This is a genomic window from Rhodococcus huquni, from assembly GCF_055231055.1.
Genome location: NZ_JBUYWE010000003.1, coordinates 488087 through 506986, shown reverse-complemented (window position 1 = coordinate 506986; position 18900 = coordinate 488087). Strand labels below are relative to the sequence as shown.

Below are 18900 nucleotides of genomic sequence, written 5' to 3'. Positions count from 1 at the left end.
GCGGTCGCCGCGACCCGAAGGGAAGTCATGTCCGACTCGAATGGATCATCCGAACACGATCCGGGAGAAGATCCCAGGCGGGTCACCGCCACGCCGTTTCTCGCTGCCGTCGCGGTCGTGGTGTTGGTGATCGTCGGCATCTTCGTCGCCGGCTGGATTTCGCCGGCCGACGAGAACGTCACCGAGTCCGACCGCATCAACCGTGCTGTCGCCGATTACATCCAGGCGCACAACCACAACGATCCCGATCTCATGAAGACGCTCGTGTGCGACTCCTACTCGGAGGATCGTTCCGTGATCGCCGACCGTGAAGGCGAAATCGACCTGGTCGGCGTCGACGAGGCCGAGGTCAACGGCGATCGTGCCCGCGCGCAGGTGCGAATCAGTGCGTCCGGCGACCAGGGCGAGACCACCGATACGTGGGAACTGACGCGCAAGGACGACGCCTGGGTCGTCTGTAACTGACGACTCCCGCGGCGACGCGGGACCGGCGGCTGTGGAAAGCTGGCTGTGTGAGTTACGCAGGCGACATAACGCCGGAGCACGCCTGGGAGCTGCTTCGGGACAACCCCGACGCCGTTCTGGTCGACGTGCGTACGGACGCCGAATGGCGGTATGTGGGCGTCCCCGACCTCGAGTCGTTGGACCGCAGAACCGTCCTGATCGAGTGGGTCGGCTATCCGACCGGCGCCCGTAACGACAACTTCGTCGACCAGCTGAAGGAAGCCGGAATCGCGGGCGGCGACTCTGCCCCGGTGATCTTCCTGTGTCGTTCCGGTCAGCGGTCGATAGGTGCAGCAGTAGCAGCAACGGCGGCGGGAATCGGTCCGTCGTACAACGTGCTCGACGGATTCGAAGGCGCACTGGACGCCGACGGTCACCGTGGAGCTGTGGGCTGGCGGGCGTTGGGCCTGCCGTGGAGGCAGTCGTGAGCAAGAACATTCCGCAGGGTGGCGCATTCGAGAGCCGACTCCCCGACGATGTAGGACTGGGCACGATCAGCGTGCGCGGTGGAACACTCCGATCGGGTTTCGAGGAAACTTCGGAGGCCATATTCCTCAACTCCGGATTCGTCTTCGAGAGTGCCGGCGCGGCCGAGGCATCGTTCACCGGCGACATCGATCACTTCGTGTACTCCCGCTACGGGAATCCGACGGTCAAGATGTTCGAGGAGCGGTTGCGCCTCATCGAGGGCGCGGAGGCCGCATTCGGAACCTCGAGCGGAATGTCGGCGGTGTTCACCGCTCTCGGGGCCCTGCTCGGAGCGGGCGACCGTTTGGTCGCCGCCCGTAGCCTTTTCGGTTCGTGCTTCGTGGTGTGCAACGAGATTCTCCCTCGCTGGGGTATCGAGACCGTCTTCGTCGACGGCGAGGACCTCGAGCAGTGGGAGGAGGCCCTGTCGGTCCCGACCACAGCGGTGTTCTTCGAGACTCCGTCGAACCCGATGCAGTCGCTCGTCGACGTCCCGCGCGTGGTGGAGATGGCCCACGCTGCCGGCGCGAAGGTAGTGCTGGACAACGTGTTCGCCACACCACTGTTGCAGCGCAGCCTCGAACTGGGTGCGGATGTCGTCGTGTACTCGGGGACCAAGCACATCGACGGCCAGGGCCGTGTCCTCGGGGGCGCGATCCTCGGATCTCAGGAATACATCGACGGCCCGGTGCAGAATCTGATGCGCCACACCGGCCCTGCACTCAGTCCCTTCAACGCCTGGACGCTCCTCAAGGGGCTCGAGACGATGCCGATTCGAATCCGCCATTCGGTCGATTCGGCGCTACAGATCGCCCAGTTCCTCGAAGGTCACGACGCGATCGACTGGGTGCGGTATCCGTTCCTCGAGTCCCACCCGCAGTACGACCTCGCGAAGCGGCAGATGAGCGGCGGCGGCACGGTCGTCACATTCGCTTTGAAGGGCGAGGGCGACGCCGCGAAGAAGCGGGCGTTCGAGGTGCTCGACGGCCTCAGCCTCGTCAACATCTCCAACAACCTCGGCGACTCGAAGTCGCTCGTCACGCACCCGGCCACCACGACGCACCGCGCCATGGGCCCGGAAGGGCGTGCAGCCGTGGGGATCACGGACGGCGTCGTGCGCCTCTCGGTCGGACTCGAAGAGCCCGCGGATCTCCTGAACGACCTGGATCGCGCCCTCGGCTGAGCTGGGTCAGGGCTCGTTCACTCCGGTGGGCGAAGTCTCGGTAGGCGCGGTCGAGGTGGGGGTCGTCTCGGGTGCCGGAGCAGCTGCAGTCGGTGTCGGGACTACCTCGGGTTCGATGGGTTCCCGAGTCGCTGTCACCGGCGCGACGGGGCTCTTCGCCCACACCCCGGATTCGGACGAGACAGACCACGTACCCGTCGGGCCCGTGATGCGGAGTTCGTCCGTACCTGCGACCCACTCGATCGTGTCGTTCCTGGACGCACTCGTCCGGAACGCTTCACTGCCGGAGACCGTCACAACCACGGCGGCTCCCACATCGGACTGCACCAACTGCGCGTGGTAGCCGGAACTCGAGGAGATGTGTGAGGTCAGGGGAACATCCTTCGAGACCCCTGCTTCCTCGGCCGCGGCATCTCGAGACGGCTCGGGCTTCGCCGGTTCGGTGGGTGATCCGGTCGGGCTCGTGGTGGTCGGGACGGCGGTCGTGGTGGGTGCGACCGGCTCGGCCGCACCTCGTGCGAGGGCCGCATTCGGCGAATTGGTCGGGGCCGCCGAGCCGCAGGTGACACCGGTGAGACCGAGCAGCGCGATGTTCAGGGTGTAGGCGGCGAACGACGTGGAGACCGCTGCGCCTTTGACCGTGTACACCTCCGCTCTTGCCGTGCCCCCGAGCAACACCTCGAGTAGAGAGATGTCGACGGTTGCCGGAGACGAATTGGTGGTGACGACCTTCAGCACGTTGCCGGTGATGGGGTGTCGAACCACGACACGGTAGGTGTACGGAGAAACGTTGGTCCAGTTCAGCCGGGCCGTTCTGTTGAGGATCGAGCCCTGATCGGTACACGTCAGACCGACCGGCGCGGGAAGGCTGGGGTCCGGGTATCCCTCCTGCGCGCCGCGTCCGCTGCATCGCAGCCCGCGCGAACTCGCATCCTGAAAGAGACCGATTCCGCGCCAGGCTGCAGACACCATGCCGGACCCGGGGAGGACGGTGTGGACCTCGGCGTCGTACTGCCAGATGGCGCCGTGGGTGTCGAGCCCGGTGCCGTCGACAGTCACGGAGACGAGACTTCCTGCGGTCGTGGAGTTCGGTACGACGTTCCACGAGGTCCGCTCGACGCCGTCGAGATCCCGCAATATCACCCGATACTGGTACGGCCCGCCGATATGACGCCACGTGAGTGTCGAATGCGCCGGCAGCGGGACGATCGAATCGTCGCACGTGACGTAGTTGTTTCCGCTCACGGTCTGATCGATGCGGGGGACGAAATCCTTACGTGCGGAGAACGGACCGCTCGTTGCGCCGGCAGTATCGGTGAACGCTGCGAGAGTGCCCTGTACCTGCGCCAGCCCCACGAAGGTCAGCGCCAGCAGGCAGGCGATCAGCGGCGACGCCACCCGTCCGCTCGGCAGTCGGTGTGATCCGCCCGGCGCTTCGGGTGGCACAGCTCGGCATCTTCCGTTCGGCCACAGAGCAATCCACACCAGTGCCGCGGCAGCGATGGCTCCGAGAACGCGCGCGAGGGGGCTCCCCAACCAAGCGCCCACGTAGCCGAGCCCTTCTACGTGGAACAGCACGCGGTCGGCAGAATCGACGGTGTACGTGCGACCGTCCGGGTCTCTGTTCGCGTCACCCTGCAGTGACAGGGTGGCCGTCTGACCGACGGTCCCGGTCACGTTCACGATGCGATGAGTCAGGCGATTGCCCTGTTCGTCCTCGACGCTGACGACGTCGCCCACGGACAACTCGGCCGCCGGGGTCTCGCGAGCGATCGCGAGCGAGCCGGACGTGATGGTCGGCTCCATCGACCCGGAACGAAAGATCAGCGGGTGCAGCCCGAACAGCACGGCGGCGAGACCGGCCGCGATGCAGACGATTCCGAGGACGGCGCCGACCGACAACGCCACCTCGCGGAATACGCGAAAGCGGTCGGTGGGCTGGGGATTCGTACCGTGATTGCTCATCGAGTCACACCGTGGATCCGTCGAATGTGAACACCACGTCGGGAACGGACTGGTTCTGCACGCTCTGCGGAGCGGTCGTGGCGAATGCTGCGACGAAGCACAGATTCCGGCTCGGCGCGGCTCCACCCAGTGGTTGGGGCGTGGTGACGAGATCGACTGTCCCACTGCTCGAGAGAGTTGCCTGGCCCAACTGGGGCCCGGTGCATGTCCCGGTACGGATTCCCCCGGTGGAGGAGTTCGACGCGCCGGCACTGGCGAATACGGTCACCCGGATGTGAGCGGCGATGCTCGCGCCACCCGAAGGAGTGGCCCTGACGGTGTAGTTCAACGGGACGGAGCCCTTGTTCTGGACGGTCAGGGTGGCGGCTTTGCTTTCACCGGGCAGCATCTCGGTGAGCGAGAGGTCCGTGAACGAGTAGTTCTCGACATCGTTCACCTGCAGTGCGACCGTCCCCGTGCTGAATGCTCCGGACGTAGCCGTGGCCGAGTCGCTCCACGCCGCAAGGGTGCCGATGGTGCCGAGGCCCAGGACCATGCCCAACGACAGAACCGCGCGAACTCGCGTGAAACGGCTGCCGGCGTCAGACGCGCTCATTGTGGGCTGCCTTCTCGCGCCTGCTGTCGCGAACACCGCTCACGGCCATGTATGCGGCGTAGCCGAACAAGCCCGTTGCGACGATGCCGACGATCCAGGTGCGGGTGCTTCCCGTGAGCCAGTTGTTGACGTATCCGAGGTAAGGGATGCTGTACCAGACCTTGCCGCGAATCTGCTCGGGACGGACGGGATCGGTGTCCGGGGAATCGTTCGCATCACCCTGTGTGATGAATGTTCTTTCACCACCAGCATTCTGGGATGTGCTGACGATGCGGTGCGTCACCACTGCCGGCCTGCCGGATTCGATCTGATAGGTGACGGGCGTCCCGATTCCGAGAGCGCTCGGCTCCGTCGGCTTCACGACGATCAGTTCGCCGGGCGGGTAGGTGGGAGTCATCGAGCCGGTCAGGACGGTATAGCGCTGGGCTCCTGCCAGAAGCGGAACGAGGACCGTTGCGACCAGGATGGCGACGAGCGCGGACAGGATGGTCCAGCTCAGTATCGTGCGGATCCACCACAGTGGGCCGGTCCGCTCCTCGGTGGAGGCTGTTTCGTTCATCGCTGCTGATCCGCTCGGAAATCGACTGTGACGGTGGAGGTTCTGTTCGGTTGCGCGGTCGGGCCGACGGTGGCGCGCAGGCACCACACGTCGCTGTCACCGACGGAGAGGGAGCTGACCGGCGTCGGGAATGTGGTCCACGGGCCGCCGGCTGGGCCCGTGGGGGCGGCGGTCGTCGGGCATGCCGTTGCGGTCGCCACAATCCAGGCCGTGAACGTCAGCGGTACGCCGCCGTTGTCGACGGTGACAGCATGAAGTCGATAGTCGAGATCGATCGTGCCGTCGTTGGCTACCGTGAGTGGCTTCTGCACCACGGCGTTCGGCGCCAGATTCGCACCACCGAAGTCGGTCCATCGGTAGTTGTCCGAGTCGCCCGCGAGGATGGACAGTCTGCCGGAGGTGATCGTGGTACCCCCGATATCGGCGCTACCGTGCCAGCGAGCGGCGGTCTGCCCGACCGATGCGAGACCGATCAGGCAGACCCCTGCCCCTGCCAGTAGCCACACTCGAGTGGCTTTCATGGAGACCCGTCAGTTTCCGGCCCAGTCGACCTGCTGCAGGACGATCGCCAGATTGTCGAGAACCGCGGTGCTCGAGTCCTGCAGTTCAGCGCCGTTGCCCGCACCGTTGCCGACTGTGTCGGGGAAGGTGCTCTGGATCGAGACGGTGACGGGACGTGCTGTGCTGTCCCACGAGCTGATGACCGGGCTGGTGCCGGTGACTTCGGTGCCGTCCAGGTTCACCGCGACGGTGGTGTTCTCCTGCAGCTTCCGGCCGAGCGCGTCGTCGGTGAAGACGTTGCTCAGATCTGCGGTGACCTGCGCGCTCAGGTGATCGCCGCTGCCCTGGACCGTGGTGTTGCAGCTGTACCGAAGCACGTCTCCGGGCACGATCAGGAAGTTGCTCGGATCCACGGGCGTGGTGACGCCACCCACGCCGCCGACGTGATGCTCGACGCTCCAGGCCGCGTCCGTGCAGTCGCCGAGTGACAGGGTGCCCGAGGTGATGGTGGCACCGTCGCCGATGTTGGTCTCGTCGTGCCAGTAGGCGAGGCTGCCGGCGCCGCCGAGGAGGAGGAGTACGCCGGCGCCGGCGGCGAGCGCCGCCTTGGTCTGCTTCTTCATGCGTGAACCGTTTCTGGGATGAACAGCTATGAGGGAGTTCCTAGTTGAAACTCGAATCGAATATAGCCATTCGCAAACGTTTCGTTACACGTTCGGAAGAAGGCGCGACCGCACGCAATAAAATCAGGTGAAAGCGGTGTTTATTTTCGGCGAAGGATCCGGCCGACGGAATGATTCCGGATGCCCCAGACAGGGTCGGGCAATCAGTCGAACGGACGCGAAGTGCGGCCGACCAGTTCGGCGACGGACTTCAGCACCGCAGTCGGCCGATACGGGAAACGCTCGACGGACTCGCGGGTGGAGATGCCCGTGAGGACCAGGATGGTCTGCAGTCCGGCCTCCAATCCGCACACGATGTCGGTGTCCATGCGATCGCCGATCATCAGGGTGTTCTCCGAATGCGCGCCGATCGCGCGCAGGGCCGACCGCATCATGAGGGCATTCGGCTTGCCGACGTAGTAGGGGTCGCGCCCGGTCGCTCTGCTGATGAGCGCCGCGACGGAGCCGGTGGCGGGAAGTGAACCGTCACGAGAGGGCCCGGTCGGGTCCGGGTTGGTGGCGATGAAACGCGCCCCACGCTCGACCAGGCGGATGGCGGTGGTGATGGCCTCGAACGAATAGGTGCGGGTTTCGCCGAGCACCACATAGTCCGGATCGTTCTCGGTGAGGACGTACCCGATGTCGTGCAGGGCGGTGGTCAGCCCTGATTCGCCGACGACGTACGCGCTGCCGTTCGGGCGTTGGCTTGCCAGGAATGTGGCGGTGGCGAGCGCGGACGTCCAGATCGACTTCTCCGGTATGTCGAGGCCCGAGCGGAGCAGGCGGGCACGAAGATCGCGCGGTGTGCGGATCGAGTTGTTCGTGAGAACGATGAACGGCGTGCCCGTCTCCTGCAGTTCGGTGAGAAGCTCGTCGGCTCCCGGGATGAGGTGTTCCTCGTGAACGAGGACACCATCCATGTCCATGAGGTACGTCCAGCCGGGGTTCTCTTCGCTTCCGCTCATGTCAGCCATTATGCGGCAGTGACCGGGTTACCGAAGGCGCTCCGAGGAGTCAGGCGAGCAGCCGCCACAGGCCGATCAGTCCGACGACCACGATGGTTCCGCGCAAAACCGGCGGTGACATCCGACGTCCGTACTTTGCGCCGATCACGCCACCGACCAGTGAACTCACGGCGATCAGGCCGGCAGCTGCCCAGTTGATCCTGTCGAACGCGACGAAGGTGAACGCCAGGGCGGCAACGACGTTGACGACGAGGGCGAGAAGGTTCTTTGCCGCATTCATTCGTTGCAGGCTCTCGGGCAGAATCGCTCCCATGACGCCCATCAGGAGGATGCCCTGGGCGGCCGTGAAGTAGCCGCCGTAGACACCGACGAGAAAGGTGCCCATCGTCAGAAGTGCGAGTCGAAGCGGCCCGAGGCCGGCTTCGACTCCTGCACGCGCCTTCGCCCACTTCTGAATTCGTGGCTGAAGAATCACCAACACGAGCGCCAACACCAGAAGGACCGGCACGATCTTGGCGAAGACGGTCTCCGGAAGGTGGAGCAGCAGCCAGGACCCGAGTATGGCGCCGACCAGCGATGCGGGAATCTGCCACCGGAGCCGATCGAACTGCCCGGACAATTCGCGCCGATATCCCCAGGTCGCGGACACGCCACCGGCAACGAGGCCGACGGCGTTCGACATCGTCGCGGTGACCGGTGGAAACCCGAAGGCCACGAGCGTCGGGAACGTGATGAGGGTGCCACTGCCGACGACGGCGTTGATCGCACCCGCGCCCAGCCCGGCGACGAGGATCCCGACCACTTCGAGGAGAGTCACCTGCTGGACCCTAATCGGGTCGGCCGGTTGCTGAATGTGCGGTCCGGGTCAGGCGCCGATCGCACCCCCGACCACGGGCCACGACTCACGAAGTTCGGTCTCGAACAACCCCCAGGAATGTGAACCCTGGGGCAGGTAATGGAAGGTCGCGGGAATGCCGAGTGACGCGAGCCTGGCTTGGAACGCGCCGGTGCACACGCTGGAGACCATCTCGACGACGCTGCCCCCGATGGTCTGTGGAACGACGAGGGCGGGGTTGTGGTCGTCGATCGGGCCGGGAATGCCGTTGCCGCTCGAGACGAACAGCGCTGTTCCCCGGAGTCTTTCGGCGTTGAGCATCGGGTCGTGTGCACGCCACAGCGGGTCGATGAGAGAGCCCCACATGTTGGTGGCGTTGCCGCCGCCGCGTAGCTCGACCATGGACCGAACCATGGCCTGGCCGACGATTCCGCTGGTGTTCGCGCAGCCGCTGTACGAGCCGACCGCCCTGTAGACGCCCGGCGCCTGTCCCGCGAGGTCTAGCACGGCGCTGCCGGCCATCGACACACCGCCGATCGCGTTGGCGCCGGTGGTGCCCAGTTGGGAGTCGATGGCTGCGGGAAGCTCGCGCGTCAGGTAGGTCTGCCATTGGTTACGACCCAGAACGGGATCGTCTGCGAGCCAGTCGGTGTACATGCTGTACTGGCCGCCGACGGGCATCACGACGTTGACGTGCTTGTCCGCGAAGAAGTCGCGTACGTGTGTGTTGTTGAACCACGAGATGCCGTCCGAGCCGCCGCCGATACCGGTCAGTAGATAGAACGTGGGCGCCGGGCCGCCGCCTGCGGGCGTGATGACGTCGTTCGGGATCGTGCGACCCATCGACGGCGAGTACACGTCGATTCGCATCGTGCGGGATTCGGCCGTGGACGCCGGTGCGGCGATCAACGCCCACACCAGAGACAGCACGATCAATGCAGGAATTGTCAGAACCCGGAGATTCGACGGCCCATCACGCATGGTGCCCCCTGGTTGCTAAGCGTGATTTCCAGGGTAGTCCCGGCAGTCGTGCGCTCGGAGGACATTTCGGTGTCAGTATGGGAACGTGACCCCACCGGAGCGCCCCGACGAAAGGTTCACCCTCGCAAGCGAGCGCACCTTCCTCGCGTGGATGCGCAGTTCGCTGGCTCTGTTGGCCGGCGGCATCGCCATGATGCACCTGGTTCCGGAATTCAGCACCGCGTGGGTACGCACTCTTCTCGGACTCGTCCTGATCGCGTTGGCCGGAGCGGCGGCCCTGGTCGGAATGCGGCGTTGGCGGCAGGTGGAGAAGGCCCTGCGCGAGGGTTCGCCGATGCCCCGCCCTCATGAAATGTGGCTCTTCTCGGTGTGTCTGGTCGTGGTCGCCGCGGGTGCGGGTATCGCCAGCATCGTCGCAGCGTTCTAGTGTGCAGGCAGGAGATCGGACCGACGAAGAAGGAGCTGGCGTGGCGCAGGAACTGAAGCTCGGATACAAGGCATCGGCAGAGCAGTTCGGGCCGCGGGAGCTGGTGGAGCTGGGTGTGCTCGCGGAAGCGCACGGGATGGATTCGGCAACCGTGTCCGATCACTTCCAGCCCTGGCGTCACGAGGGCGGGCACGCGCCGTTCTCGATCGCCTGGATGACGGCGGTCGGCGAGCGCACGCAGCGTTTGCAGCTGGGAACTTCGGTGATGACACCGACCTTCCGCTACAACCCCGCCGTCGTCGCGCAGGCTTTCGCGACGATGGGGTGCCTGTACCCGGGCCGGGTGATGCTGGGTGTCGGCACAGGTGAGGCGCTGAACGAGATCGCCACCGGATTCGACGGCCCGTGGCCGGAGTTCAAGGAGCGCTTCGCGAGACTGCGCGAATCGGTTCGCCTCATGCGCGAGCTGTGGTTGGGCGACCGCGTCGACTTCGAAGGCGAGTACTACACCACCCGCGGCGCGTCGATCTACGACGTTCCCGAAGGTGGCATCCCCGTATACGTCGCCGCGGGTGGCCCGGTCGTCGCGCGCTACGCAGGCCGTGCGGGTGACGGATTCATCTGTACCTCGGGCAAGGGCATGGAGCTCTACAACGACAAGTTGCTGCCGGCCGTCGCCGAGGGCGCGGAGAAGGCCGAGCGCGACGTTGCCGAGGTCGACAAGATGATCGAGATCAAGATCTCCTACGACACCGATCCGGACAAGGCGTTGGAGAACACCAGGTTCTGGGCGCCGTTGTCGCTGACACCGGAGCAGAAGCACAGCATCGAGGACCCGATCGAGATGGAGAAGGCGGCCGACGCGCTGCCGATCGAGCAGGTCGCGAAGCGATGGATCGTGGCGTCGGATCCGGACGAGGCGGTCGAGGCGATCAAGCCGTACCTGGACGCCGGACTCAACCACCTCGTGTTCCACGCTCCCGGTCACGATCAGCGTCGGTTCCTGGATCTGTTCGAGCGTGACCTGGCCCCGAGGCTCCGCAGCCTGTGAGCGGTTGAGGAGTCTCCGGACTCGCAAACCACTCACGGGGGTGGGGGATATTAGGGTGGTGTGCATGCCTTCCGCATCCGTGAACGGAACCGTGTCGAGTGTGTACATCGCTTCACCAGAAGGCGATACCGGAAAGTCGACGATCGCGCTGGGTGTCCTCCAGATGCTGTGTGCGTCGGCCGCGCGGGTCGGAGTCTTTCGTCCCATCGCCCGGTCGACCGAGGAACCCGATTACATCCTCGAGCTTCTTCTCGAACAGACGACCGCAGATCTGAGCTACGAACAGAGTGTCGGCGTCAGCTACGAGCAGGTGCACTCGGACCCCGAGGGTGCGCTCAGCGACATCGTCGCCAAGTATCACGAGGTGGCGGACCAATGCGACGCCGTGGTGATCGTCGGTAGCGACTACACGGATGTCGGCAGCCCGAGCGAGCTCGGATTCAACGCGCGGATCGCAGTGAATCTGGGCTCGCCGGTGCTGCTGGCGCTGCGCGGGGCGAGACGTACCCCGGACGAGGTCGCTCAGCTCGCCCAGTTGTGTGCGGGTGAACTGGCCACGCACCACGCTCACCTGCTCGCGGTGGTCGCCAACCGGTGCAATCCGGACGAGCTGGATGCCGTGACCTCCGCGTTGAAGGTGGTCGACGTTCCGGCCTGGAGCTTGCCCGAGATCCCGCTTCTTGTCGCGCCCACGATGGCTGAGCTCCTCGACGTGATCGACGGAAGCCTCTACAGCGGTGACGCCGAACTCCTGCATCGCGAGGCGCTGCACGTGATGGTCGGCGGCATGACGGCCGAGCACATCCTCGAGCGCCTCACCGACGGCGTGGTGGTCATCGCGCCCGGCGATCGTTCGGACGTCCTGCTGGCGCTGGTCAACGCCCACGAGGCCGAGGGCTTTCCTTCGTTGGCGGGCATCATCATGAACGGTGGGCTCGAGCCGCACCCCTCGATCGCCGATCTGATGGCGGGCCTCAAACCGCGGTTGCCCATTCTCGCCACCGAACTGGGAACGTTCGACACTGCGAGCGCGGCGGCGCAGACCCGTGGGCGCGTCGCGGTCGGCTCCCAACGCAAGGTCGACACCGCGCTCAGCTTGATGGAACAGCGCGTCGATTCCGCCGTTCTGCTCGACAGGCTCAAGTTGTCGATCCCGTCCGTCGTGACGCCACAGATGTTCGAGTACCAGCTCATCGACAGGGCCCGCGACGAGCGCAAGCACATCGTCCTTCCCGAGGGCGGCGACGATCGAATTCTGCGGGCGGCGGGACGTCTGCTGCAGCGGCGCGTCGCCGATCTGACCCTGCTCGGGGACGAGGCGAGCGTGCGCCGGCGTGCGGCCGAACTCGGCGTCGACTTGTCGGACGCCCAAGTTCTCGATCCCCGCGAGTCCGAGTACGGGGATCAGTTCGCCGAGGAGTACGCCCGCCTGCGCAAGCACAAGGGGATGACGGTCGAGCGTGCCCGCGAGACGATGCTGGACATCTCGTACTTCGGAACCATGATGGTGCACTTGGGAATTGCAGACGGGATGGTGTCCGGCGCGGCGCACACCACCGCGCATACCATCAGGCCGTCCTTCGAGATCATCAAGACCAAGCCCGATGTGTCCACGGTGTCGAGCATCTTCCTGATGTGCCTTGCGGATCGCGTGCTTGCGTACGGGGACTGCGCGGTCGTTCCCGATCCGAGCGCCGAGCAACTGGCCGATATCGCGATCTCGTCGGCCGAGACGTCCTCCCAGTTCGGTGTCGAACCGCGTATCGCGATGCTGTCCTACTCGACGGGTGATTCCGGTACCGGTGCCGACGTCGACAAGGTGCGCAAGGCGACCGAGCTGGTACGTGAGCGTCGCTCGGATCTGTTGGTGGAGGGTCCGATTCAGTACGACGCCGCCGTGGAGCAGAGTGTGGCGGATCAGAAGATGCCCGGATCCGAAGTGGCCGGCAAGGCCACCGTGTTCGTGTTTCCCGATCTCAACACCGGAAACAACACGTACAAGGCAGTGCAGCGTAGTGCCGGGGCCGTCGCGGTCGGACCGGTTCTGCAGGGACTCGACAAGCCGGTAAACGACCTTTCACGAGGGGCGTTGGTCCAGGACATCGTGAACACCGTGGCCATCACCGCAATTCAGGCTCAGGGAGTGGAGAAGTGAGCGAAGCGACCGCAGGTTCCGTCCTCGTCATCAACTCGGGTTCGTCCTCGATCAAGTTCCAGTTGGTGCACCCCGAGGACGGACGCACACCGGCTTCCGGGTTGATCGAGAGAATCGGTGAGTCCGAGGGGCGGATCGTCTTCCATCACTCCGGTGGTGACATCGAACGCACATTGGAGATCCCCGACCATCGTGCGGGCTTGAAGATGCTGTCGGACATAGTCTCCGAGGTCGGTAGTTCGCTGCGCGACTCGGGCATCATCGCCGTCGGCCACCGCGTCGTGCACGGCGGCAAGGTGTTCTACGAGCCGACCCTGATCGACGACGACGTGGTACGGGAGATCGACAGGTTGTCGTCGTTGGCGCCGCTGCACAATCCGCCCAACGTGCTCGGGATCGAGGTGGCTCGAGAAGAGCTACCGGACGTTCCCCACGTGGGTGTGTTCGATACGGCGTTCTTCCACACTTTGCCTGCAGCCGCCGCCACGTACGCGATCGACCGCGAGGTTGCGAAAGAGCACGACATCCGGCGGTACGGGTTCCACGGCACGTCGCACGAGTACGTGTCGGGCAAGGCGGCGGCCTTTCTCGGCCGGGAGCCGTCCGAGCTGAAGCAGATCGTTCTCCACCTCGGCAACGGAGCCTCCGCCTCGGCCATCGACGGCGGCAATGCGATCGACACCTCGATGGGATTGACTCCCTTGGAGGGGCTGGTCATGGGCACGAGGTCGGGTGACATCGATCCCGGCATCGTGTTTCACCTACGGCGCAGCGCGGGTCTCCACGTCGACGAGATCGACGAGCTTCTCAACCGAAAGTCAGGTCTCCTCGGGCTTTCCGGAGTGAACGACTTTCGCGCCCTGCTGAAGCTCGTCGGCGAGGGTGACGAGGACGCGAAGGTGGCCTACGACGTGTACGTTCACCGGCTACGCCGCTACGTCGGTGCCTACCTGGTGGAGCTCGGTGGGGTGGATGTCATCACCTTCACCGGCGGAGTCGGTGAGAACAATGTGGACGTGCGCCGTGACAGTCTCGCGAATCTCGAGCGCCTGGGAATCGTCGTGGACGCCACGCGCAACGAATCAGGTGAGCGCGGTGAGCGTCGCATCTCTCCAGACGGCTCGGACGTCGAGGTTCTCGTGATTCCCACCAACGAAGAGCTGGCGATCGCCAGGGCAGCAGCGGAGTTCGTCTGAGGGCAGCTCTCGCTCAGAGCAAGCTCTTGGGCCGAATGGCGTTCGCGAGGTCGACGAGCGTGTAGCGGTGGGTACGTTCCGGCGCGCTACGAGCGAGCGCCCGCAGCCCGAACTCCGTTCCTTTGCGCAAGCCGCGCTCCGTGAACGGGACCCCCAGAATCGGTTCGCGCCATTGCGAAGAGGCATGACCGGAACGGACCCAGTCGAGTGCGGTGCCGAGAACCAGGGTGCGCATCTGCAGCGCTCGGCTCTCTTCGGCGGGAAGCGATTCGACCCGCTCGGCCGCCTCGCGCAGGGTCGGTTCGTCGATCTCGTCGATCGCACGGCCCGACAGGAGGGTGAGTACCCCGGTCATTCCCGCGACCGTGAAATGGCGCGAGGACGCGGGGACCTGATCCAGTGCGGCCAGGGCTTCCGTGCACTCGCCTCGTTCGGTGAGCATGCGCGCCAATCCGAATGCGGCACTGACGTTGTTGTGGTCGGTGTGCCACACGGTTCGGTAGTACCGTTCGGCGAAGTCTCGCCACTGCTGCGGATCAGGGCTTTCCCAGTGCTGCAGAATCAGTTCCGCGGTGGCCGCCATCGCGAGCTTGGGCGCGGTCTCGCCGGGCATGGCGGTGAGGACGGCTTCGAAATGGGTGAACGCGGCCTCGAACTCCTCCTCGAGGAGCATGGCCGATCCCGCGTACCAGTCGATTCGCCAATTGCCGCCGAGTTCGGACTCGAGATTCGTCAACAGTGCCGTCGCCTCGGCCGAGTCGCCCAGATCGAGATGCGCTTTCACCTCGGCCAGCCCCAACTCACGGGTGAACGACGTTCGCGCGTTGCCCACCACTCGCTCGATGCCGTTCTCTCGGGCGTGCCGAATCGCGTCGAGAGTCTGATGGGGTTGGCTGTGCACCGCTGCGGTGAGGAGTTGTGCGTTCGGATCCGACGTGTCGATGAGCGGAACGGGCAGCGCCTGCGCCACCGAACGAGCGGTCAGGTACTTGTCGCGGTCGACACCGTCGACGTACACGTCCGTCTGCTCGACCGCCTCATCGGTTCCGAACGACGTGCGTTGCCGGCTGAATACCGAGGACAGACCGGGGTGCTCGGTCCCGGTCTGCTCGGCGAGAATTTCCCGCAGTACACCGAGAAGTTGTCCGTCGAGTTCGTCGGCCGATTCGAACCGGCGCTTCGGGTCTTTGTCGGTGGCGCGCAACAGGAGACGATGGAAGAACTCGTGGCCGGCGAGGACAGGTTCGTCTTCCGCGTCGGGTAGACCGTCGCGAATGCGTCCCTTCTCGCTGGGCAGGTCCATCGTCAGCATTGCGAGCGTGCGTCCGACCGTGAAGATGTCCGAGGCCACCGTCGGTCCGGTCTCGACGATCTCGGGCGCCTGGTAGCCGGGGGTGCCGTAGAGGTAGCCGTAGTCGGCGATACCCGCCACCGCGCCGAGGTCGATCAGCTTCAGCGAGTCCTCGGTGAGCATGACGTTGTCCGGCTTCAGGTCGTTGTAGACCAGGCCGGTGGAGTGCAGATAGCTCAGTGCAGGAAGGATTTCCACGATGTAGGCGATGGCCTGCTCCACCGGAAGACGTTCCGGGCGCGGGTGCTGCGCCAGCACCTCCTTCAGGGACTTTCCGCCCACGTATTCCATGACGATGTAGCCGGTGGGCGTGCCGTCCGAGCGGGGATGCTCCACGAAGTTGTAGATCTTGACGATGCTCGGATGGGCAACCTCGGCGAGGAACTGGCGTTCGGCGACGGCGACGGCCTGCGCTTCGGCATCACCCGAATGCAGCAGTCCCTTCAGTACCACCCAGCGGTCGCTGACGTTGCGATCGATTGCCAGGTAGATCCACCCGAGACCGCCGTGTGCCAGGCAGCCCTGAACCTCGTACTGGCCGCCGACGAAGTCACCGGCGTCGAGAGCAGGGCGGAAATCGAAAGCCGCACCGCACTTCTCGCATACGCCGTTGTCGACAGCGGGTGCGGTTGCGCTGGTACGCCCGACCGGCCGGCTGCATTTCCAGCAGTACCGCTTGCCTTCGGCGACGGTGGGATCTTCCATGACTGCCGAAGCCGGGTCGGCAGTGGTGACCAGGGGGACCTCGACGAGTCCGCCACCGATACGGAGGCGACCGGACTTGGACATCGACGAGCGGACGGAGCGTCCCGTGCCGTTCGTCGACGTCGGTGCGGTCCGTTCGGACGGCGCGGTGGTGTCGGGGCGCTGCGTTGCCTGGGTGGCATCGCTCGGCTCCGGACGTTGCGTTGCCTGCGTGGACTCGGCCGGTGCAGGCCTCTGCGTTGCCTGGGTGGGCTCGACCGGATCGGGTCGCTGCGCGGCCTGGGTCGTCCGTTCGTCGTCTTCGGCCATGGTCAGTCCTCGTAGACAGCGGTTGGCGGGCTGGCGGGTCGGCCGAGGACCGAAAGCCAACGGTCGTACATCCGCGTCCACGTTCCGTCTCTACGGATGCGTTCGAGTGTCCCGTTGACGAAGCGCACCAGGTCGTCTCGGTCCTTGTTGATACCGACGCCGTACGGCTCCTGCCCGATGTTCTCGCCCACGATCTCGAGATACGGGTCCTGCGAGGCGAGGCCCGCGAGGATCGTGTCGTCCGTGCTCACGGCGTCCACCTGCCGTTGTTGCAGTACGACGAGACAGTCGGCCCACATGGGGACCGTGACGATGGTGGCCTCGGGTGCGAGATTCTGAAGCCGGGTCAGTGAGGTGGTGCCGCGGGCAACGCAGACTCGTTTGTCGGCGAGGTCGTCGATGCCTCTGATGCCCGAGCCCTTCACGACGAGAGTCCGTTGGTGGGCTTCGAGGTACTGCGTCGAGAACGCGACGCGTTCGCGTCGTTCACACGTGATGGTCATGGTCTTCACCACCACGTCCACCGTGGAATCCTGCAGTGCCTTCTCACGATTGGCCGAGGTGAGTATGCGGATGTCGAGGCGATCCGGATCGCCGAAGAGGTCACGCGAGATCTCGTGGGCGATGTCGACGTCGAATCCTGCGACCGTTCCGGTTGCCGGGTTACGGAAGCTCATCAGATTGCTGCCCGTGTCCAGCCCGACGACGAGTCGCCCACGCGCTCGGATCTCCTCGACGTTCGGCATGTCCGCGGCGTCTGCAGGAAGCGGCCGAAGACTTGCGGTCGGGTCTTCGCAGTCCTCTTCGGCCGGCATCGGTTCGTCCGGGCGAGGAGCGGTGCTGGCGCCGTTCGGGAGCGGCGGGTCGGTGTACGAGAGATCCGGCGTTTCGATGTGAACGGCATCGGGGTTTCCACACCCCACGGTCAGGAGGGCGATGGCCGTGATGGCGGTGAACGCGGCCCGCCACGACGGCCGTCTGGCCCCGCGTCTTTCCGTCCTGTTTATTCGGGTCACTGGTACTCCCGCAGACGTGGCCACAAGCCGATGATGATTCCACCGAAAGCGATGACCGCCAGAACCAACGCGCCGGGGGACAGGGCAGTGAGAACGTCCGATCCCGAAGCCAGTCTTGATCGGAGTTCGTGACGGGCTTCGACGATTCCGTCCGTGAGAGCCTCGTCCACCACGGCGAACTGGGCGGCCGACTTGTCCGGACCCGCGCCGACGGTGATGTCTGCAGCGGTCTCGAAGTCGCCCTCTGCGAAAGCTGCGTTCATGCGTTGGTGGGACTGTGCCCACGACGTGCGCGCAGACATCGCGCGCTCCGCATCGTCCGCGCTCACCCCCAGATCGGCGTCGACGTAATTCTCGAGGGTGGTCGTGAGCCGCTGCGCCTTCTCGCCGTACACGTCGTCGTAGTTGCCGTCGGAGTCGCGGCGCACGAGTTTCAAGGTCTCTTCTGCGCGCGCCTGCTGGGCGAGGATGCGGGCGGTCGTCAACTCGTGCAGGGGCTCGGCTCCGTCACTGAGGGCGCGCCGCACGTCCATCGAGGACAGCAGTCCGGCGGCGAGCAACCACACCAGTAGAAGGCCGACTGCGACCGAAGCGGAGATCAGTCCGAGATTGAAGGTTCGGCGCGTTCGCCGGGCGACGAGCACCTGCCCGATGACGAGACCGATCAGCGCCACGATCAGCAGCACGATCGCCGTCCACGGCGGCTGCGAGAAGTCCCGTTGAGTATCGGCGACGTTCGCCTCCTGCCGGGCGTGCAGGTCCTGTGCCATCGGCAGCAGTCCGGTCTGCATCAGCGTGGAGGCTTCCGTCAGGTAGGCGGCCCCCACGGGGTGCCCGGTGCGGTTGTTTGCTCGCGCCGTTTCGACGAGACCGGTGTACACGGTGAAGTCGCTCGAGATGGAGGCGAGCAGGCGTCGGCTGTCCGCGTCGTCGTCCGCGAGGCCGGCGGCCGCGTACACGAGCTGAGCGGAGGCGACACCCACCGATTGGGTGTACCGGTCGCGGACGTCTGCCGGCTCGATTCCACCGGAGATGAACGCCGTGGTCGCGGCGGCATCCGCGACCGAAAGCGCGCCATAGAGATCCTGCGCCGAATTCGCCAGCGGTTCCGTCTCGGCGAGCGAGGTCTCGAGGGTGGACTGCCTGTTCTCGACGGAGGTGGCGGTGACGACGCCGGCTGCGAGCGTGAGCAGAACGAGCACGGTGCCGAGCGCGGTGAGCCGTGCGGGTGTGGAGGACAGAAAGGCACGGAGTTCGCGTCGACGAAGCGAAGTGGGGTCGCCTGGCTCGTCGTCTGTGGACACGGCTTCGTTGCCGTGCGGCTCGATCGACGGTGCCTCACGCAGAACCATGGGCGCACCCCCTCTCGTTCGGCCGCCTCACTGGGAGCATATAAGCAGGAATCGTCGGAACTCGCGATCCTGTGTCCTCTGGCGAGATCGCCGAGGTCCGCTAGGGTGTGGGCACTGCTG

General features: G+C 65.4%; 18 protein-coding genes. 7 read left to right on the top strand and 11 right to left on the bottom strand.

What is annotated here, in order from left to right; genetic code table 11:
• Positions 1–27 precede the first annotated feature (27 nt).
• From ACZI8R_RS08930 to ACZI8R_RS08920, 3 genes are read left to right on the top strand one after another with little or no spacing between them, the layout of a single operon-like run.
• Complete coding sequence (locus ACZI8R_RS08930; RefSeq protein ID WP_463379211.1) at positions 28–465, top strand: Rv0361 family membrane protein; 438 nt, start codon at positions 28–30, stop codon at positions 463–465.
• Between the two features lie 47 nt (positions 466–512).
• Positions 513–932 carry a rhodanese-like domain-containing protein gene (locus ACZI8R_RS08925; RefSeq protein ID WP_463379210.1) on the top strand — a complete coding sequence of 140 codons (420 nt, stop codon included), beginning with the start codon at positions 513–515 and terminating at the stop codon, positions 930–932.
• Positions 917–2155 carry an O-succinylhomoserine sulfhydrylase gene (locus ACZI8R_RS08920; RefSeq protein ID WP_463379209.1) on the top strand — a complete coding sequence of 413 codons (1239 nt, stop codon included), beginning with the start codon at positions 917–919 and terminating at the stop codon, positions 2153–2155. Before ACZI8R_RS08925 ends, ACZI8R_RS08920 begins: the two co-directional genes overlap by 16 nt.
• Positions 2156–2161: 6 nt before the next feature.
• On the opposite strand, the gene ACZI8R_RS08915 is transcribed toward ACZI8R_RS08920, so the two are convergent.
• The 8 genes from ACZI8R_RS08915 to ACZI8R_RS08880 form a co-directional block, all read right to left on the bottom strand.
• Positions 2162–4120: a S24/S26 family peptidase gene (locus ACZI8R_RS08915; protein WP_463379208.1), complete on the bottom strand. Its 1959-nt coding sequence runs from the start codon at positions 4118–4120 to the stop codon at positions 2162–2164.
• A 4-nt stretch (positions 4121–4124) separates the two neighbouring features.
• A complete protein-coding gene (locus ACZI8R_RS08910) occupies positions 4125–4715 on the bottom strand; it encodes a SipW-dependent-type signal peptide-containing protein (RefSeq protein ID WP_463379207.1) in 591 nt (196 codons plus the stop codon).
• Positions 4702–5274 carry a signal peptidase I gene (locus ACZI8R_RS08905; RefSeq protein ID WP_463379206.1) on the bottom strand — a complete coding sequence of 191 codons (573 nt, stop codon included), beginning with the start codon at positions 5272–5274 and terminating at the stop codon, positions 4702–4704. Before ACZI8R_RS08905 ends, ACZI8R_RS08910 begins: the two co-directional genes overlap by 14 nt.
• The gene (locus tag ACZI8R_RS08900; RefSeq protein WP_463379205.1) at positions 5271–5795 is read right to left on the bottom strand and encodes a hypothetical protein; all 525 of its coding nucleotides are present in this window, start codon (positions 5793–5795) and stop codon (positions 5271–5273) included. Before ACZI8R_RS08900 ends, ACZI8R_RS08905 begins: the two co-directional genes overlap by 4 nt.
• Positions 5796–5804: 9 nt before the next feature.
• Positions 5805–6398 carry an alternate-type signal peptide domain-containing protein gene (locus ACZI8R_RS08895; RefSeq protein WP_463379204.1) on the bottom strand — a complete coding sequence of 198 codons (594 nt, stop codon included), beginning with the start codon at positions 6396–6398 and terminating at the stop codon, positions 5805–5807.
• A 203-nt stretch (positions 6399–6601) separates the two neighbouring features.
• A complete protein-coding gene (locus ACZI8R_RS08890) occupies positions 6602–7402 on the bottom strand; it encodes an HAD-IIA family hydrolase (RefSeq protein WP_463379203.1) in 801 nt (266 codons plus the stop codon).
• A 49-nt stretch (positions 7403–7451) separates the two neighbouring features.
• Complete coding sequence (locus ACZI8R_RS08885) at positions 7452–8219, bottom strand: sulfite exporter TauE/SafE family protein (protein ID WP_463379202.1); 768 nt, start codon at positions 8217–8219, stop codon at positions 7452–7454.
• A gap of 48 nt (positions 8220–8267) precedes the next feature.
• Positions 8268–9218: an alpha/beta hydrolase gene (locus ACZI8R_RS08880; RefSeq protein ID WP_463379201.1), complete on the bottom strand. Its 951-nt coding sequence runs from the start codon at positions 9216–9218 to the stop codon at positions 8268–8270.
• 85 nt (positions 9219–9303) lie between these two features.
• Here ACZI8R_RS08880 and ACZI8R_RS08875 point away from each other — a divergent pair, with 85 nt between their 5' ends.
• The 4 genes from ACZI8R_RS08875 (at position 9304) to ACZI8R_RS08860 (ending at position 14047) form a co-directional block, all read left to right on the top strand.
• Entirely contained in the window at positions 9304–9645 is a 342-nt protein-coding gene (locus ACZI8R_RS08875) for a YidH family protein (protein WP_463379200.1), read from the top strand.
• 40 nt (positions 9646–9685) lie between these two features.
• A complete protein-coding gene (gene fgd / locus ACZI8R_RS08870; protein WP_463379199.1) occupies positions 9686–10696 on the top strand; it encodes a glucose-6-phosphate dehydrogenase (coenzyme-F420) in 1011 nt (336 codons plus the stop codon).
• 64 nt (positions 10697–10760) lie between these two features.
• A complete protein-coding gene (pta, locus tag ACZI8R_RS08865; protein WP_463379198.1) occupies positions 10761–12851 on the top strand; it encodes a phosphate acetyltransferase in 2091 nt (696 codons plus the stop codon).
• Positions 12848–14047, top strand: a complete 1200-nt coding sequence (locus ACZI8R_RS08860; RefSeq protein ID WP_463379197.1) for an acetate kinase — start codon at positions 12848–12850, stop codon at positions 14045–14047. Before pta ends, ACZI8R_RS08860 begins: the two co-directional genes overlap by 4 nt.
• A gap of 13 nt (positions 14048–14060) precedes the next feature.
• Here ACZI8R_RS08860 and ACZI8R_RS08855 read toward each other — a convergent pair whose 3' ends face one another.
• Genes ACZI8R_RS08855 through ACZI8R_RS08845 form a run of 3 tightly spaced genes read right to left on the bottom strand, consistent with a single transcriptional unit; the run spans position 14061 to position 18780 of the window.
• On the bottom strand, positions 14061–16412 hold the full coding sequence (locus ACZI8R_RS08855) for a serine/threonine-protein kinase (RefSeq protein WP_463379196.1): 2352 nt from the start codon (positions 16410–16412) through the stop codon (positions 14061–14063).
• Between the two features lie 2 nt (positions 16413–16414).
• Positions 16415–17419, bottom strand: a complete 1005-nt coding sequence (locus ACZI8R_RS08850) for a glutamate ABC transporter substrate-binding protein (protein ID WP_463379299.1) — start codon at positions 17417–17419, stop codon at positions 16415–16417.
• 5 nt (positions 17420–17424) lie between these two features.
• A complete protein-coding gene (locus ACZI8R_RS08845; protein ID WP_463379195.1) occupies positions 17425–18780 on the bottom strand; it encodes a hypothetical protein in 1356 nt (451 codons plus the stop codon).
• Between the last annotated feature and the right edge of the window lie 120 nt (positions 18781–18900).

Coding starts and splice junctions, on each gene's coding strand:
- ACZI8R_RS08855 (WP_463379196.1), bottom strand. CDS start 16,412: ATGGCCGAAGACGACGAACGGACGACCCAGGCCGCGCAGCGACCCGAT.
- ACZI8R_RS08845 (WP_463379195.1), bottom strand. CDS start 18,780: ATGGTTCTGCGTGAGGCACCGTCGATCGAGCCGCACGGCAACGAAGCC.
- ACZI8R_RS08880 (WP_463379201.1), bottom strand. CDS start 9,218: ATGCGTGATGGGCCGTCGAATCTCCGGGTTCTGACAATTCCTGCATTG.
- ACZI8R_RS08905 (WP_463379206.1), bottom strand. CDS start 5,274: ATGAACGAAACAGCCTCCACCGAGGAGCGGACCGGCCCACTGTGGTGG.
- ACZI8R_RS08915 (WP_463379208.1), bottom strand. CDS start 4,120: ATGAGCAATCACGGTACGAATCCCCAGCCCACCGACCGCTTTCGCGTA.
- ACZI8R_RS08895 (WP_463379204.1), bottom strand. CDS start 6,398: ATGAAGAAGCAGACCAAGGCGGCGCTCGCCGCCGGCGCCGGCGTACTC.
- ACZI8R_RS08890 (WP_463379203.1), bottom strand. CDS start 7,402: ATGAGCGGAAGCGAAGAGAACCCCGGCTGGACGTACCTCATGGACATG.
- ACZI8R_RS08930 (WP_463379211.1), top strand. CDS start 28: ATGTCCGACTCGAATGGATCATCCGAACACGATCCGGGAGAAGATCCC.
- ACZI8R_RS08900 (WP_463379205.1), bottom strand. CDS start 5,795: ATGAAAGCCACTCGAGTGTGGCTACTGGCAGGGGCAGGGGTCTGCCTG.
- pta (WP_463379198.1), top strand. CDS start 10,761: ATGCCTTCCGCATCCGTGAACGGAACCGTGTCGAGTGTGTACATCGCT.
- ACZI8R_RS08910 (WP_463379207.1), bottom strand. CDS start 4,715: ATGAGCGCGTCTGACGCCGGCAGCCGTTTCACGCGAGTTCGCGCGGTT.